Source organism: Lentilactobacillus parafarraginis DSM 18390 = JCM 14109 (genome assembly GCF_001435895.1).
GTDB lineage: Bacteria > Bacillota > Bacilli > Lactobacillales > Lactobacillaceae > Lentilactobacillus > Lentilactobacillus parafarraginis.
Genome location: NZ_AZFZ01000035.1, coordinates 1 through 15,519, shown reverse-complemented (window position 1 = coordinate 15,519; position 15,519 = coordinate 1). Strand labels below are relative to the sequence as shown.

The following is a 15,519-nucleotide window of genomic DNA, read 5'->3' as shown; positions in this document are numbered from 1 at the left end:
TGTTGCCTGAAATTAAATCAGTTGCCAGACGTGCATAATCATTTTTGATTAGGTGGCTCTGGCAATTTTTTGTTATGGGGATCTGATTTTGGGAATCGTGAAGATGTTTTTCCGCCAGAGAGGATGAAGTCTGGCAAAGAATGTCATTATCGGTCACCGACGAACGATGTCTGGCCTGCTATGATATGATGAAGATAACAAGAACGTTTCTTAACATTTTAGTACGGAAGTGATGATCAATTGACAAATACATTAACGGTAACGTCGGCCGACCAAACAATGGCGATTGGTGAAAAGTTAGCCCCTTTATTGGCGCCAAGAGACCTCATTCTGTTAGATGGGGATTTAGGTGCAGGCAAAACGACCTTTACCAAGGGACTCGGAAAAGGGCTGGGGATTAAGCGACCCATTAAAAGCCCGACGTTTACAATTATTCGGGAATATCAGAGTGGCAGAATTCCGCTCTATCACATGGATGTGTATCGTTTGGAACAGGGGGGTGGCGACGACCTTGGTCTTGACGAATATTTTAATGGTGATGGGGTCAACGTTGTTGAATGGTCGAAATTCGTCGCCGACCAGATTCCGGCAAACTATTTGCGGATTATTTTTCGACGTGATGATTCAAAGGGGGATAACGTCCGGACAATTTCATTTGATCCAAAGGGCGATCGGTTTGAATCTCTGACCAACCAATTATTAGGAGAACTGAATGGGTGAAGAAGTAGATTTCCGGCTTGCAAAACCAGCCGACGCAAAGGCGTTGTTGGCGTTACTGAGCCAACTGCAACAGGAATCCGATACGTTTTTGGTGGATTCAAACTTTGACAGCTTGACAATTGACCAGGAAGCTAAGCAGATTAAAATGATTGCGCAATCCAAACGCAACTTGATTGCCCTAGCAGTGCTTGGCACGACCCCGATTGGCATCGTGACGGTTGATAATCTGCGTGACAATCAAGGAGAGGTCGGCGTTGCGGTCCTTAAGGCCTATCAGGGGTTTACCATTGGAACCAACTTAGTTGATTTGGCAATCGAATGGGCAACGACCTTTAGTCAACTTCAAGAATTGTTTCTGACCGTCTTTGAAAGTAACGCGCCTGCTGTGCATATTTACCAAAAGCTGGGTTTTAAAGTCACTGGCAAGGGCCGGTTACATGATCGCCCGATGTTGGAAATGCGACTGAAGTTGGCGGATCATGATCGGCCGGATTCGGATGAGGATTAAAAAGATTGGATTAATTTCTTCGTTCGGTTAATAACGGTCCGCCGGCAGATGATTTGGCATGAAATATTGAGAATTCAAAAGGGCTGGTGCAAAATTCGAAGTTTTGCACCAGCCTTATATTGCCCGTCTGAGGATTAAACTTCAGACGGATTTTCGGTTATTCTAGATTGCCTTTACGAACTGTCTCAGCGCGTCAGGACCAAACTGCTGTTGTTGTGTCAGCAAAATATTGGCACACGCTACCGAGTCATCCAGAGCATTATGATGGTGTTCCAAATCAATGTGGAGTTCATCGCAGACGGTGTTTAATTTATGATTGACCATCTGGGGATAAAATTGCTTGGAGGTTTTCAACGTGTCCAGGGTGAGGTAGTGAGTGAGCGGCATTTGATAACGTTCCAAAGATCGTTTCAAGACGCTGTTGTCAAAAGAAGCGTTGTGGGCAACCACTAATTTGTTGGCTGTAAAGAGCGGCGCAATGTGGGCCCACACTTCAGGAAAGGTTGGCGCGTTTGCGACGTCCCGTTCATGAATGCCATGAACATCGATGTTACGCCAGCTAAAATCGGTTTCGGGATTAATTAGCGAATAAAATTCGTGAGATACCTGGTTGTTTCTGACGATTGCCAGGGCAATGGAACAGGCACTGGCCCGCTTGGCATTGGCGGTTTCAAAATCAAGTGCGACAAAGTTCATTTAAAGTTCACCTCAGTTTAATGATTTTATTTTACAAAGATTTTCCCGGAAACGCAACTGAACGCCATTGGCAACGATGCTTGCTTTCAAGCAACATGGATCGATTTATTCGTGGTAAAATAAAACTAGTTGTTTTCAAAATTTCGTGAGGGTAACGTTTAACATTTGTTTCGTTTAATGGCCCTTGTGAATGATTCAGAATTTGAAATGGTCGTGATGTGGCAATTGACTGGCATCACTACCTTAAAGTAAGGAAATTGATTATGGACAAGTACAAAGAAATAGTTGACACATATCCAAAAGTCAAATTAATGTTTGACGAGCCGCTTTCCAAATATACTCATACGTTAACCGGGGGTCCGGCCGACGTGCTGGCATTTCCGGAATCGGTTCATCAGGCACAAGAAATGGTGCAGTTCGCAAACGCGCATCACATGCCCGTCACGGTGATCGGTAATGCCAGCAACTTAATTGTTCGTGACGGTGGCATTCGGGGCCTAACCATGATTTTAACACGGATGAACAAGATTCATGTTCGTGATAACCATACAATTATTGCTGATGCGGGGGCGGCCTTAATCGATGTTACCAAGGCTGCTCAAAAGCATTCACTCACGGGAGTAGAATTTGCCGCCGGCATTCCCGGCAGCGTAGGGGGCGCGGTTTTCATGAACGCCGGCGCTTACGGTGGTGATATTGATGACGTTGTGACCGGTGCCGAAGTATTGACACCTGATGACCAAGTTATCCACTTGAATCATCAGCAGCTCGATTTTGGTTACCGTCACTGCAGCGTTCAGGATAATCATCAAATTGTTCTGTCGGCGACGTTTGCCCTTAAAATTGGGATTGCTGATAAAATTCTTAAACAGATGAATCACTTGAATCAGCTGCGGGCCAGCAAACAGCCACTGGATTTACCATCCTGTGGAAGTGTGTTTAAACGCCCAACCGGGTACTTTGCCGGCAAGTTAATTCACGATGCCGGTCTTCAGGGATTTCAGATCGGCGGCGCTCAAGTTTCGACCAAGCACGCCGGCTTTATTGTCAACGTTGATCATGCGACGGCGACAAATTATTTAGACGTGATTGCCCACGTGCAAAAAACGGTCTTTGATAAATTTAACGTTCATTTGGAAACCGAAGTTCGAATTATTGGTGACGAACCCTCACAAAAATAGGAGTTGGTAATGGGTGCACATCCTTGAAGCAGTCATCTTACTGATGGCGTTAGTGGTAATTTCAAACGTCATTGATCACTTTATCCCCGCAATCCCGGTCAGCCTGATTCAGGTTGTCCTTGGGCTTGGGGTCGCTTTAATCATGCGAACATCGATCCCTCTGGAAACGGACTGGTTTTTGTTGCTTTTTATTGCCCCATTGCTGTTTAATGATGGCCGGCGCTTTCCCAAAAAGGAATTGTGGAAACTTCGGGGGCCAATATTGGCCAATGCCATTGTATTGGTCTTTTTGACGACCCTTCTAGGGGGACTGCTTTTCCATGTGATTATTCCAACCATGCCATTTTCGGTGAGCTTTGCGCTTGCAGCCATTCTTTCGCCCACTGATCCGGTGGCCGTCCAGTCAATTTCGCAACGAGCCAACTTGCCGGAAGGCGTACTTCACATTGTCAGCGGTGAAAGTTTAATTAACGATGCCAGTGGATTGATTGCCTTCAAGTATGCAATTGCGGCCACGGTGACCGGCGTTTTTTCCATCAAGGCGGCGGCCTTGGACTTTATCTACATTAGTGTCATGGGCTTTGTCAGCGGGATTATCATTATTGCGCTGATTCTGATTGCTGAAAATTGGTTGTACCGCCAGGGGATTAATGACGTGATATTCAGTACTGTTCTTCGGGTCACAACGCCGTTTGTGGTTTATCTCATCACCGAGAAACTATTTCACGCTTCGGGCGTGATTGCGGTGGTGGCCGCCGGAATTGTCTTTCATTTTTACGGAACCGCGCCAGATCGCAGTCAGCCGGAGTTGACGCTGGTTAGTGAGCGAACGTGGGATATTATCATTTATACCTTAAATGGGATTGTCTTTTTAATTCTGGGAATTGAACTGCCAATTGCCACCACCAATGTGATTAAAAATGACAACATAAATACCTTCGCGGCCTTTGGGATTTCGTTTGTTGCCTGGCTGATTTTGTTAGCAATTCGGGTGATTTGGATTTATGCCTACCAGTCGGTGAGTGCCATGAGAGCAAAAAAATCAAATTCCCAGTATTCCAATAAGATGCATTCGTTTAAAGCGGCTTTGCTGGCCGGCCTTTCTGGGGTGCGTGGCGCCGTCACAATGGCCGGGGTTTTATCGATTCCCGTGGTTGTTTCTAACGGGCAGGCATTTCCGTCCCGGTCATTGGCGCTTTTTGTCGCGGCCTGTGTGATTATTATTAGTTTGGTGGTTGCAACGATTATGCTGCCGTTGATTTCTGAAAATAAAGCACCCCTTTTAACGCGGGCTAATTCGACAGGCGACGATGAGTTAGAAGCCGCGGCCGACCCACAAGCCAGCGAGGATAACCACTTCATCTCAGAGGATGAAGCCCAGTTATACATTATGAAACTTGCCGTTCAGCGGATTGAAGAGGAACGGCGTCCTAATAACCAAAAAGAGGCCTATGATCTCATTTTGGATTATCAGTTTGTTATTCGGCGGTTGGAATTAAAACTGCAGAATAAGCAGGAAATGGCATCGATTGTTTCTGATGAACTGGCGTTGCGGCGCGTTGCCCTTCAAGGGGAACGCCAAGCGATTCAACGGCTTTATGATGACCAAAAGATTTCGCGGGAAACCTTCCTGGTGGCCAGTGAACGCCTTCAAAGGATTGAACGCCAAATGATCCATTCAATTGGTAAAAAGATCAGGGTCGGTCGGGGCACGGTTCAACAATTTATCCGTTTGAAAAATCGGTTGGCTCTCTGGCAAATTCAGCGCAAGAGCCATGATGATATTGCCGATGAGTTAGCCTTGGTTCAGCGTGAACAGGCCAAGGGTGCCATTAAGCAGCTGTCGGATTATTTTGCCCGGGACGATATTGATAACAACCGGTTTGATAGTCAGTCAGTTTACCACTTAATTATTCATTATCGTAATCAAATTGAGTTGGCTAAAGAACACAGTAAGAAACAAATTCGTGACCACTCGCTTCAATATCAGCACTTGCGGATTAAGGCGCTTGCAGCTGAGCGGGAAGGCGTTCAGGTTTTACTGGAGCAGGGCCACATCGATTGGGCGATGGCCGCGCATCTCAGACAGTATATTAACTATTCAGAAACCGTTCTGATTATGGACTACCAGAATGCGGATTAATTAGGCATATTAACAATTAAGGCATGATAAAAGGGCTTGGGGGTTATTAATCACCACCAAGCCTTTGATTTTAAATTTATTTTGCGGGTGTCTGCTGGTTGGAATCCGATTGTGATTTGGGTCGTCGTGAAGTTGCCACCAGCTTTAGCGTGTAAAAGAATACCAGTTGAACAATCGTTAACAGAAGGATAAACACCATGGCGCTGTGGGACCACATATTCAGAAGCGGCCGAATGAACAGCTCTGGCGTGAGAATCAAATAGATGGTGTGAATTCTTAAGAACCGGCCAATAAATATTCCCACTGAAGTCACGAAGGTGAGCCCGATAATAAGCAAGTGCTTAAAAATTGATTGGTTAAGGTGCAGGCGAGCGCTGATTGCCTCAGCGACGCGCTCCAGCCCCCACATACCCAGCAGTGTCGACACCAATGTTGAAATTAGCAGCAGCGTGAACTTAAGCCACATGATGTCGTCTAATCGCAATAGCCCATCGGTGCCATACGGATTGAGCAGGGATAAGTGAAACAAATCCGTCAGTAAGTATGGCGTGTTGGGATAAAACAGCAGCCAAATAATGATTAACAGCCAAAATAACAGGACGTTTTTTGGCTTGCCAATGTCGATATGAAAGCTCAGTTCAATCGGAATGTATGCCAGAAATGTGTTAAGTACCAGAAAATTAAACGGAGGTTTCCGCAAATATAGGTATATAAAGGCAAACCACACCACAAACGCGGTCCGAATTGCCCACTTATTTAATTGAGTCACCGGAAAAACCTCCCATCATCATTAATTAAACTATTTTTTAAGGTGAATTACCATCGCTAATTTAAGGAAATCCGACTTTTTATAATTTATTTAAACATCTCAATGAATTTCGTCAGATTGACGGTTCGATCGATTTGAAATGCTATAATATTTTTGACAACTATTTTGAGGGGAGTACACCATGAGCTGGACAGATATTTTTACATTACATAATTTGACAAGCTTAATTGATATCGTGGTGGTTTGGTTCATCATCTATACGCTGATTTTGATGGTCCGAGGCACCAAGGCGGTTCAGTTACTTCGTGGAATTGTGATTATTGCATTGATTAAGATTGTCAGTGTATATGTCGGGTTAACCACAGTGTCATGGATTATGGATCAAGTCATTACGTGGGGCGTTATTGCGATGGTGATTATTTTCCAGCCCGAAATTCGCCGTGGCTTGGAACATTTGGGCCGCGGCTCGCTCTTTGTGAAGAGCAAGAAGGAAAACGAGGCAGCTAGAAAACTCATTACTGCTTTGGATCGGGCAATTCAATACATGTCAAAGCGTCGAATTGGGGCGTTGATTACGATTCAAATGAATACCGGACTAGAGGAGTACATCGAAACTGGAATTGACGTTGATGCCGATGTCAGTGGCGAACTGTTGATTAATATTTTTATTCCCAACACGCCATTACACGATGGGGCCGTGATTATTAAGGATAATCGGGTTGCTGTTGCAGCGGCATATCTACCGCTGTCACAAAGCAATTTGATCCCTAAAGAATTGGGGACACGGCACCGGGCGGCCGTTGGAATTTCCGAATTGACCGATGCATTGACAATCGTTATTTCCGAGGAAACCGGGGAAGTATCGATTACCCAAAACAACGAATTACTCCGCGGCATGACTCAGGATGACTACCTTAAGTACTTGGAGAATCAGCTGATTACCGATACGGAACAACCGGACCATCGAAATTTGATTAACACCGTTGCCAACTTTATTGATAGTCATTTTAAGGGGGGACGATAGTCGTGAAACGATTCTTGCTGAAGAACTGGCAGTACCGTCTTTTGGCGCTGCTATTCGCCGTTTTACTGTTCTTTTATGTCAATACTAACCAATCATCGACGACGTCTTCTGTTTCCAACAGCAGTAATTCAACTTCCCTGACGTCGAACCGCTCAACGACCATTTCATCGCAGCTTTCTTTAACGGTGAATAGTAATAAATATTTTGTGACTGGCTATCCGGAAAAGGTTCAAGTTCATCTGAGCGGGCCGTCCGCGTTGGTGACAACGACTGCCAATACCCAGAATTTTAAGGTCTATGCTGACCTTTCCAAGCTTGGTGTGGGAACGCACCGGGTGCGGATTCAGCAGGAAGGGTTAAACAGTGATTTGAGATATCGGTTTGATCCGGCTACAATTAAGGTTGATATTCAACCCCGCAAGACGGTTTCATATCCCCTGGAAGTGAAGTATGCCAAGGAAAACATTGCATCCGGCTATCAAGCTGGAAACGCCTCAGCGGATGTCAAAAGTGTCAAGATCACCGGCGCGTCGGATCAGATTAACCGCATCAAATCGGTTGTTGCGCAATTAAACGTCCCTCAAAATGCGAAGTCTTCGATTAACAGTCAGGCCATTATTGAGACGCTGGATAGTAAGCAAAACACGGTTAACGTTGTGATCACCCCCGCGACCGCGGATGTCACCCTACCAATTACCCCTGGTAACAGTAAGGAATTGCCAGTTAAGCTGGAACCCAAGGGAATTACCGATGATAACGAAAGCTTTACATTGACGTCGGCGACGAAACGAGTTCGCGTGTTTGGCACGACCGCCCAACTTAAAAAGTTGACCGCGGTTAAGGTTGAAGTTGACACCAGCGATGTGCGAACAACTAAAACCAAAGAGGTTGCTTTGGACTCTAAGCTTAATAGTGTGAAGGGGTTTGACCCCGATCGCATTTCAGTCAAGATTACACGGAATAACTAATAATTTTATATTGAAATGAGGAAATTTTAATGAAGTATTTTGGTACTGATGGTGTGCGTGGCGTTGCTAATAAGGAATTAACCCCGGAACTCGCTTTTCAATGTGGGCGTGCGGGTGGTTACGTGTTAACGCACCACTCGGAACGAAAACAGCCCCAGGTACTCGTTGCCAGGGATACCCGAATTTCCGGACAGATGCTTCAGGAGGCGCTAATTGCCGGATTGCTGTCAGTGGGAATTGAGGTACTGAATCTCGGCATTATTACGACTCCCGGAGTCGCTTATCTGGTTCGTAATCAGGGCGCCGATGCCGGGGTCATGATTACCGCATCTCATAACCCGGTTGAATATAATGGGATCAAATTCTTTGGTGCCGATGGTTACAAACTTTCTGATGAAATGGAAGAGGAAATTGAAGGAATTTTGGAACGGGAAGAAGATATTCTGCCCCGTCCCGCTGCTGAAGGCCTCGGCGTCGTCGGCGATTACTTTGAAGGCAGTCAGAAATACATTCATTTCTTGGAACAGACCATCTCAGAAGACTTATCAGGGATGAAGGTTTGCGTGGATGCCGCGAACGGCTCTACCAGTAAGCTGGTGACGACTTTGTATGCCGATTTGGGGATTGATTTTGAAACCCTCGCAACCACGCCGGATGGATTGAATATCAACGATCACGTTGGGTCCACTCATCCTGAACAACTCCAGAAGTTTGTTCTCGACAAGGGCGTTGCGGCTGGAATTGCGTTTGATGGTGATGGGGATCGCTGCATTGCCGTTGATGAAAATGGCCACCTCGTTGATGGGGACGCCATCATGTACATCTGTGGAAAATACATGGCCGAGCGCGGCCGGCTCAAAAAGAATACCATCGTGACAACCGTCATGAGTAACCTCGGCATGTATAAAGCCATGGAACGCGCCGGGATGACCAGTGTCAAGACCCAGGTTGGGGATCGCTACGTAGTCGAAAAGATGAATGCTGACGGTTATAACCTTGGGGGCGAACAATCTGGCCACATTGTCTTTCTTGATTTCAATACCACTGGTGATGGCATGCTGACCAGTCTCCAGTTACTGTCCGTCATGAAATCAACTGGTAAAAAGTTATCCGAATTAGCAAGTGAAATTAAGAAGTATCCTCAACGGTTGATCAACGTGAAGGTTCGTGATAAGAAGTTAGGGATGCAAAATGAGAAGATTCAAGCGGTGATTAAGGAAGTCGAAGAGCAAATGCATGGCGACGGTCGGGTTTTAGTCCGTCCCAGCGGAACAGAACCGTTATTGCGTGTTATGACGGAAGCCCCAACTCAGGATCTGGTGGACACCTATACGCAAAAGATTGCGGATGTTGTTCAAGAAGAGCTTGGCGTTGAATAAGAAAATTAATACGATTTGAAAAGGCCACTGAAAATTACAGGTGGCTTTTTCATTTTGGACTGGGAATGGGGATAAATTCCTACTTTATGAATTCTTAATATTGTCCTATACCATTTAAAACATTTAGTTGACTTTTGGGGGCTTATTGTGTAGATTATACGTGTTATCGAAATTTAATTAGCAATAATGATGTATATACCAATTTAAACATTGAGGAGGATACAATATGTGTGGAATTGTGGGAGTCACCGGAAACGATAATGCCGTTTCAATTTTATTGGAAGGCCTTGAAAAGCTGGAATATCGCGGCTATGATTCAGCCGGAATTTACGTGAATGACCTGGATGGTAAAGATTATCTCATTAAGCGCAAGGGGCGAATCTCTGAACTGGAGGCTGCCGTTGGCCCTGACGTCCACGGCAGTGTCGGTATCGGTCACACTCGCTGGGCAACTCACGGGGTTGTGAGTGAAGCCAATGCGCATCCCCAATATTCGGAAGACCACCGTTTTTACCTGGTTCATAACGGGGTTATCGAAAACTATAAGGAACTTAAAGCAGAGTATTTGAGTAACACAACTTTCGCCAGTCAAACTGACACCGAAGTGGTGGTTCAGTTGGTTGACCATTTCGTTCAAACTGAAGGCCTGACAACCAAGCAAGCTTTCTTAAAGACATTGAGCCTGTTGAAGGGGTCATCATACGCCTTTCTATTAATCGACAGCACGGATCCAGAAACGCTATACGTTGCTAAGAATAAGAGCCCGTTGTTGATTGGGGTCGGTGATGGCTGCAACGTTGTCTGCTCTGACGCGTTGGCAATGTTAAATGTGACGCATGATTTCTTGGAGCTTCATGACGGCGAGGTTGTGACGATTAAGCCCGATTCCGTTGCCATTGAAGATGCCAAGGGCAATAAGGTCACACGTGACACCTTCCATGTGGACATGGATGCTCAGGAAACCGATAAGGGCCCATATCCTTACTATATGCTCAAGGAAGTTGACGAACAGCCGAACGTGATGCGGAAATTGGCAGCTTTGTACACGGAGGAATCCGGAAAACCGACAATTGACCAAACATTAATTGATTCACTTAACGACGCCGATCGGATCTATATCGTGGGTGCTGGAACAAGTTATCATGCCGGGTTAGTTGGCAAGAAGCTGTTTGAAAAGTTGGCTCACGTGCCAACGGAAGTTCACATTGCGTCTGAGTTTGCTTATGATGATCCGCTGCTTTCGAAGAAACCATTCTTCATCTTCCTGTCGCAAAGTGGCGAAACTGCTGACAGCCGCGAGGTGCTGGTTAATGTAAACGCGCATAACTATAAGAGTTTAACCATTACCAACGTTGAAAACTCCACATTATTCCGCGAAGCCACCTACACCATGCTGCTGCACGCGGGTCCGGAAATTTCCGTTGCCTCGACCAAGGCTTACACCGCCCAAATTGCCGTTGAAGCAATTTTGGCCAAGGCACTTGGAGAAGCAAAGGAGCAGACAATCGCTGAAGACTTTGACATTCGTCAACAGCTGGGGCTGGTTGCGACCGGGATGCAGGCAATTATTGATGAAAAGGATTTAATTGAAGACCTTGCCAAGAAGTACTTTGTTCCGGCACCGCGGGCGTTTTACATTGGTCGGGGCATTGACCAAACCGTTTCTTTGGAAGCTGCGCTCAAGTTGAAGGAAATTTCCTATGTTCAAGCAGAGGGGTTTGCTTCTGGCGAATTAAAGCACGGCACTATCGCCCTGATTGAAGAGGGAACCCCCGTTGTTGGGATTATCACCCAAAAGAAGACGGCCAACCTGACGCGCAGTAATCTGCAGGAGACGCTGTCACGAGGTGCCTCAACCTTTACAATCGTTCGCCACGAGTTGGCGCTTGACGACGACACGATCGTGATTCCCGACGTTAACGAAATGATTACGCCATTGCTAAGCGTGATTCCTGCTCAGTTGATTGCGTACTTCACGAGTTTGAATAAGGGCTTAGACGTTGATCGCCCACGGAACCTCGCAAAGAGTGTGACGGTTGAATAGTTATTATTAATCCGCGAAATAGTGGATTAAGCTAAAATCTGAACCGGTTAGAAACTGAATTTGAGTTTCTAACCGGTTTTTTGGCTTTTGACCAAAGATTGAGTTGAGAACCCATGAATTTGTTCATCGTCTTTTTATTTTTTTGTTAAGATTCTGTGGTAAACTAGCAGTTAGCGAAAGCTTGTTAACAAATTATTTTATGAATGGAATCCGTTGGGGTTCGACTTATTTTTTCAGTTCAAACGCTTCATTTTTCAGCCAATTTCTAATACCATAAAGGTGAAGTGTCAATCAAGGGGTGGAACTATTGAAAAAATTGTTAAAAGCAGGGATTGTTGCGATTACGGCTGCCGCCGTCACGCTGGTTGTGGCCTTATTTCCAGGTCACCGTACATATATTCAGACAGCTCAGGCTTCAACCGCAACTAATTTCATCAGTCAATACAAAAGTGATGTTCAAAAGGCGTCTTCTAAATATAATTTATACGCTTCAGTCATGATGGGGCAGGCTGCCCTGGAAAGTGGCTGGGGGCAGAGTACCTTAACAACGCAGGCTAACAATTTCTTTGGCATTAAGGGGGCCTACAATGGCCAATCTGTGTCCATGCCAACGACTGAGTATAATAGTAACGGCCAGTTGGAAAATACCACGGCCAACTTTAAAAAGTATCCCTCCGCATACGCTTCCTTTGCTGATAACGGGGCAACGCTGCGCAACGGGACCAGTTGGAATACCAAATACTATTCAGGTACCTGGAAGGAAAACGCTTCTAGCTACGTTGACGCTGCCAACGCGCTGACTGGCAAGTACGCGACGGCCCCAGATTACGGCGGTTCGATTATCAAAATTATTCAAACCTATGGGATCGATAAATTGTTTGGAGAAGCCGCTGACAGCACTTCAACGAGTTCATCAACCACTTCAGCAAGCGCAACTTCGAGCAGTTCATCATCTTCGGCCACTTCAAGTTCCCCGGTATTGACGTCAGTTAGTTATTATCGAGGAAGCGGTGATCAAACAGTGCCGTTGGCAAAGAAATATCAACATTATTACGTATATAATCATGTGAAGGGTGCAAGTAAACAGGAGAAACGCTATAGTTGGAAGTCCTTAGGTGTTAGAAGCCGGGTGAACGTCTATCTTGACATGCGCGGTGTCAAGAAGGGCACGGCGGGTAACTGGTATCGCATTCGATTCTATCCGAATACCAAGGCAAAACGGTTCTGGGTCTATTCCGATGCGCTCAGCTTTTCACCTATTTATTCTGGAACGACTGACGGCACGCTTGTTGCCAATAAGCGGACCAGCGGAACGATCTACAGTCGGGTGTTGGGGTCCTCCCTTTTGGCAAAGAAGGTTGGCAAAGTCAGCTCATTAAAACAAGGGACCAAGTACAAAGTTGATAAGACGGCGTTGATTCATAATTCAAAGTCGCTGGGAGTTTGGTACCATATCGCTTCTGGAAAGACCAAGGGTTGGATTAGTAACGTGAACGTTTTATCAGCACCCGCTTCCGTTGCAAAGGTTGACTTTAAGGGTCAAAAGGCCATTTCATCGGCTGCTAAAGCGAATTATTTGTACACTGACTTCAACAAAGCCGGTCAGTTCACCAAGCACCTGAAGCTTGCTCAGGTTCGGTTGACAATTGGGTCAAAGGTCACGGTTGATAAATTGGGGTATCGATTAAGTGATAAATCCATTTGGTATCGGATAACCTGTCCGGGTTCAAGCGACAAATACTGGGTATCTTCAAAGTTTTTATCATGATTTTCTTAAGCCGGTTGAAACTACCGGTTTTTAAGGTATAATTACTTTCGTGTTGTGATTGATAGGGGAGGTTTTTTGAATTAAAGCTCATGCAACGAAGCTCATCACAGCGGTGCTGGTAACGATTCTTGCGACCGTTGGTTTTGTGCTGTTAAATACCGATTCATCCCACGCCAGCGTGGCTAGTGATTTTATTAATCGCCTTAAAGCGCCCATAGAGAAAGTGAGCCGGCAAAACCATTTGTATCCATCAGTCATGATGGCTCAGGCGATTGTTGAAAGTGATTTTGGGCAATCAACGCTCTCAACGGATGCTAATAATTATTTTGGCATCAAGGGCACGTATGACGGCCACTCGGTTACCATGGAAACTGGTGAATATTCTTCGAAGGGCAAACACTATATGACCGCAGCCCAATTTAAGCAGTATCCCAGTGCGGAAGCATCGATTCGAGATAATGCATATCTGTTGCGTCATGGCACTCTAACCGATCCGGATTATTACGCCGAAACTTGGACGACCAACGCGGTCACTTCCAGCGATGCGGCCATGGCATTGGCAACAACTTATGCGACTGACATGGATTATGGCAATAAACTGAATGCGGTCATCGTTAAATACGACCTGAACCGGTTAGATGGGGACACTGGCAATATTAACCAGCAAATCGAACAATCTCTCAAGAAGGAGTTGGGGACTTCTACAGCGACCAAGGTGGCTGACGAAAAGAAGGCCGAGCAGACACGCTCTAAAATTACGCGGATGCCCGAAACGATCATTCCCCGGTCGGTATTTGAACCAAAGAATGCTCGCCCAACAGCGCCGGATGAATATACACTGCAATTAAATTTACCACTTGAAAAAATTATTAAAAAAGGACAATCAGTTCAAAAGTAACCAACGAAACGCCGTTGGGTAAGCCCGGATTATTGGGGATATCCAACCGGTTTTTGTTTAAGCGGCGGACTGCAAACACTGACTGATTGCCAAATGAGGAGCCAATCATGGAAGATAATTACAAGGTAAAAGTTCAAAATGTGACAAAGGAATACGACCTGTTTAAAACGCAATCCGAGAAGTTGCGGTCGTTTTTTTCGGTTTCAAAAAACCGGGTTCCCCATTTTTGGTCATTGATGGGCATTTCGTTGACCATTCAACCCGGGGAGACTTTGGGCTTGATTGGGGTTAACGGGTCTGGGAAATCCACTTTATCCAACATTATTTCAGGAATTATTCCCCAAACCACAGGATACGTCGACGTTCGTGGTGATACGTCAATTGTCGCGATTCATGCTGGGTTGCGTAATAACCTGACTGGCCGGGAAAATATTCGTTTGAAGTCGCTCATGCAGGGGTTGACCAACGAAGAAATTGATGAACTCATGCCAGACATCATTGCGTTTGCTGATATTGGCGATTTCGTGGATCAACCCGTAAAGAGCTATTCAAGCGGGATGAGATCACGACTGGGATTTGCCATTGCCGTTCACATTAACCCTGACATTTTAATTATCGATGAAGCCCTCTCGGTTGGTGATGATACGTTCTACCAAAAGTGTGTGGATAAAATTTCCGAGTTTAAAGCAGAGGGCAAAACGATCATTTTTGTGAGTCATTCTCTAAAGCAAATCGAAATGCTTTGTGATAAGGTTGCCTGGATTAACTATGGTGAACTCAAGATGGTGGGCGACACCCAGGAAGTTACCAGTCAATATCGGGAATTCACCAAGTGGTTCAAAAAACTGAGCAAGAAAGAAAAACACGCTTTTGAAAAAGAGCGTAAGGATATCCAAAAGAACTTCAGCATTCAAAATTATCAGAAGCAGGTCACCGAAGAGATGGCCAAAGAAGCGCCCCAGGAAAAGAACTTGCATTCCAAGGTTCATAAATTATTTTATGGGTCAGTGATTAGTGAAAAAATGTCCGTCTGGAACCAGCTGTTAACCTGGGCTGTTTTGATTGTTGTGGTCTTCTTCTGTTTGGTGAATGTTTCCGGCCATTCGGTTGACCGCGTTATTCACGACCCTACGGTATTGGTTCACCCATCGCATCAGTTGCATTTACCCGGGAACGAATAGGTTCGTGGGGGATCGCTGAGATTGATTTTTGAAGATTGGTTGTTAAAATGGACCCCCATTTTTTGGCAAAAGACTGAGAAACCGGGTTCTTTTTTTAAAAAAAGCGTTGACAGCGCTTACAGAAAACGCTATATTATCTATGGGTACTAAATAAATACCTTCTAATCAATTCTCTTTCTCTCTTAAAAAATGATGGCCGTTTGGGGCCATTCAGACTGAAGACAAACGCTATTTTGAAAA

The 15,519-nt window shown here is 45.4% G+C and carries 13 protein-coding genes; 11 read left to right on the top strand and 2 right to left on the bottom strand.

Annotated features, from left to right (window positions below):
- Positions 1–240 precede the first annotated feature (240 nt).
- On the top strand, positions 241–720 hold the full coding sequence (gene tsaE / locus FD47_RS08855) for a tRNA (adenosine(37)-N6)-threonylcarbamoyltransferase complex ATPase subunit type 1 TsaE (protein WP_040537838.1): 480 nt from the start codon (positions 241–243) through the stop codon (positions 718–720).
- Complete coding sequence (locus FD47_RS08850) at positions 713–1,228, top strand: GNAT family N-acetyltransferase (RefSeq protein WP_054735020.1); 516 nt, start codon at positions 713–715, stop codon at positions 1,226–1,228. The genes tsaE and FD47_RS08850 overlap by 8 nt, the downstream gene beginning before the upstream one ends.
- Before the next feature lie 162 nt (positions 1,229–1,390).
- Here FD47_RS08850 and FD47_RS08845 read toward each other — a convergent pair whose 3' ends face one another.
- A complete protein-coding gene (locus tag FD47_RS08845; RefSeq protein WP_054735018.1) occupies positions 1,391–1,924 on the bottom strand; it encodes a 3'-5' exonuclease in 534 nt (177 codons plus the stop codon).
- Positions 1,925–2,184: 260 nt separating this feature from the next.
- On the opposite strand from FD47_RS08845, the gene murB reads away from it, so the two are divergent.
- Positions 2,185–3,105, top strand: coding sequence for a UDP-N-acetylmuramate dehydrogenase (gene murB / locus FD47_RS08840; protein WP_171035013.1), 921 nt, complete (start codon positions 2,185–2,187; stop codon positions 3,103–3,105).
- A gap of 13 nt (positions 3,106–3,118) precedes the next feature.
- The gene (locus FD47_RS08835) at positions 3,119–5,248 is read left to right on the top strand and encodes a cation:proton antiporter (protein WP_054735015.1); all 2,130 of its coding nucleotides are present in this window, start codon (positions 3,119–3,121) and stop codon (positions 5,246–5,248) included.
- A gap of 76 nt (positions 5,249–5,324) precedes the next feature.
- Here the strand turns inward: FD47_RS08835 and FD47_RS08830 are convergent, their stop codons facing one another.
- Positions 5,325–6,017 (bottom strand): DUF1361 domain-containing protein, encoded by a 693-nt coding sequence (locus FD47_RS08830; RefSeq protein WP_054735012.1) that lies wholly within the window; start codon positions 6,015–6,017, stop codon positions 5,325–5,327.
- A gap of 181 nt (positions 6,018–6,198) precedes the next feature.
- Between FD47_RS08830 and cdaA the strand changes: the two genes are divergently transcribed.
- The 7 genes from cdaA to FD47_RS08795 all read left to right on the top strand — a co-directional run bounded on the left by cdaA (position 6,199) and on the right by FD47_RS08795 (position 15,279).
- Positions 6,199–7,041, top strand: a complete 843-nt coding sequence (gene cdaA / locus FD47_RS08825; protein WP_008213171.1) for a diadenylate cyclase CdaA — start codon at positions 6,199–6,201, stop codon at positions 7,039–7,041.
- 2 nt (positions 7,042–7,043) lie between these two features.
- Positions 7,044–8,009, top strand: coding sequence for a CdaR family protein (locus FD47_RS08820; RefSeq protein WP_054735010.1), 966 nt, complete (start codon positions 7,044–7,046; stop codon positions 8,007–8,009).
- Between the two features lie 29 nt (positions 8,010–8,038).
- Positions 8,039–9,388: a phosphoglucosamine mutase gene (gene glmM, locus FD47_RS08815; protein WP_008213166.1), complete on the top strand. Its 1,350-nt coding sequence runs from the start codon at positions 8,039–8,041 to the stop codon at positions 9,386–9,388.
- Positions 9,389–9,614: 226 nt separating this feature from the next.
- Positions 9,615–11,432, top strand: a complete 1,818-nt coding sequence (gene glmS, locus FD47_RS08810) for a glutamine--fructose-6-phosphate transaminase (isomerizing) (RefSeq protein WP_008213164.1) — start codon at positions 9,615–9,617, stop codon at positions 11,430–11,432.
- Between the two features lie 298 nt (positions 11,433–11,730).
- Entirely contained in the window at positions 11,731–13,200 is a 1,470-nt protein-coding gene (locus FD47_RS08805) for a glycoside hydrolase family 73 protein (protein WP_138467528.1), read from the top strand.
- 112 nt (positions 13,201–13,312) lie between these two features.
- A complete protein-coding gene (locus FD47_RS08800; protein WP_082620235.1) occupies positions 13,313–14,098 on the top strand; it encodes a glycoside hydrolase family 73 protein in 786 nt (261 codons plus the stop codon).
- Positions 14,099–14,205: 107 nt separating this feature from the next.
- Positions 14,206–15,279, top strand: a complete 1,074-nt coding sequence (locus FD47_RS08795) for an ABC transporter ATP-binding protein (protein ID WP_008213357.1) — start codon at positions 14,206–14,208, stop codon at positions 15,277–15,279.
- Positions 15,280–15,519: the final 240 nt, after the last annotated feature.

Coding starts and splice junctions, on each gene's coding strand:
- FD47_RS08845 (WP_054735018.1), bottom strand. CDS start 1,924: ATGAACTTTGTCGCACTTGATTTTGAAACCGCCAATGCCAAGCGGGCC.
- glmM (WP_008213166.1), top strand. CDS start 8,039: ATGAAGTATTTTGGTACTGATGGTGTGCGTGGCGTTGCTAATAAGGAA.
- glmS (WP_008213164.1), top strand. CDS start 9,615: ATGTGTGGAATTGTGGGAGTCACCGGAAACGATAATGCCGTTTCAATT.
- cdaA (WP_008213171.1), top strand. CDS start 6,199: ATGAGCTGGACAGATATTTTTACATTACATAATTTGACAAGCTTAATT.
- FD47_RS08795 (WP_008213357.1), top strand. CDS start 14,206: ATGGAAGATAATTACAAGGTAAAAGTTCAAAATGTGACAAAGGAATAC.
- FD47_RS08850 (WP_054735020.1), top strand. CDS start 713: ATGGGTGAAGAAGTAGATTTCCGGCTTGCAAAACCAGCCGACGCAAAG.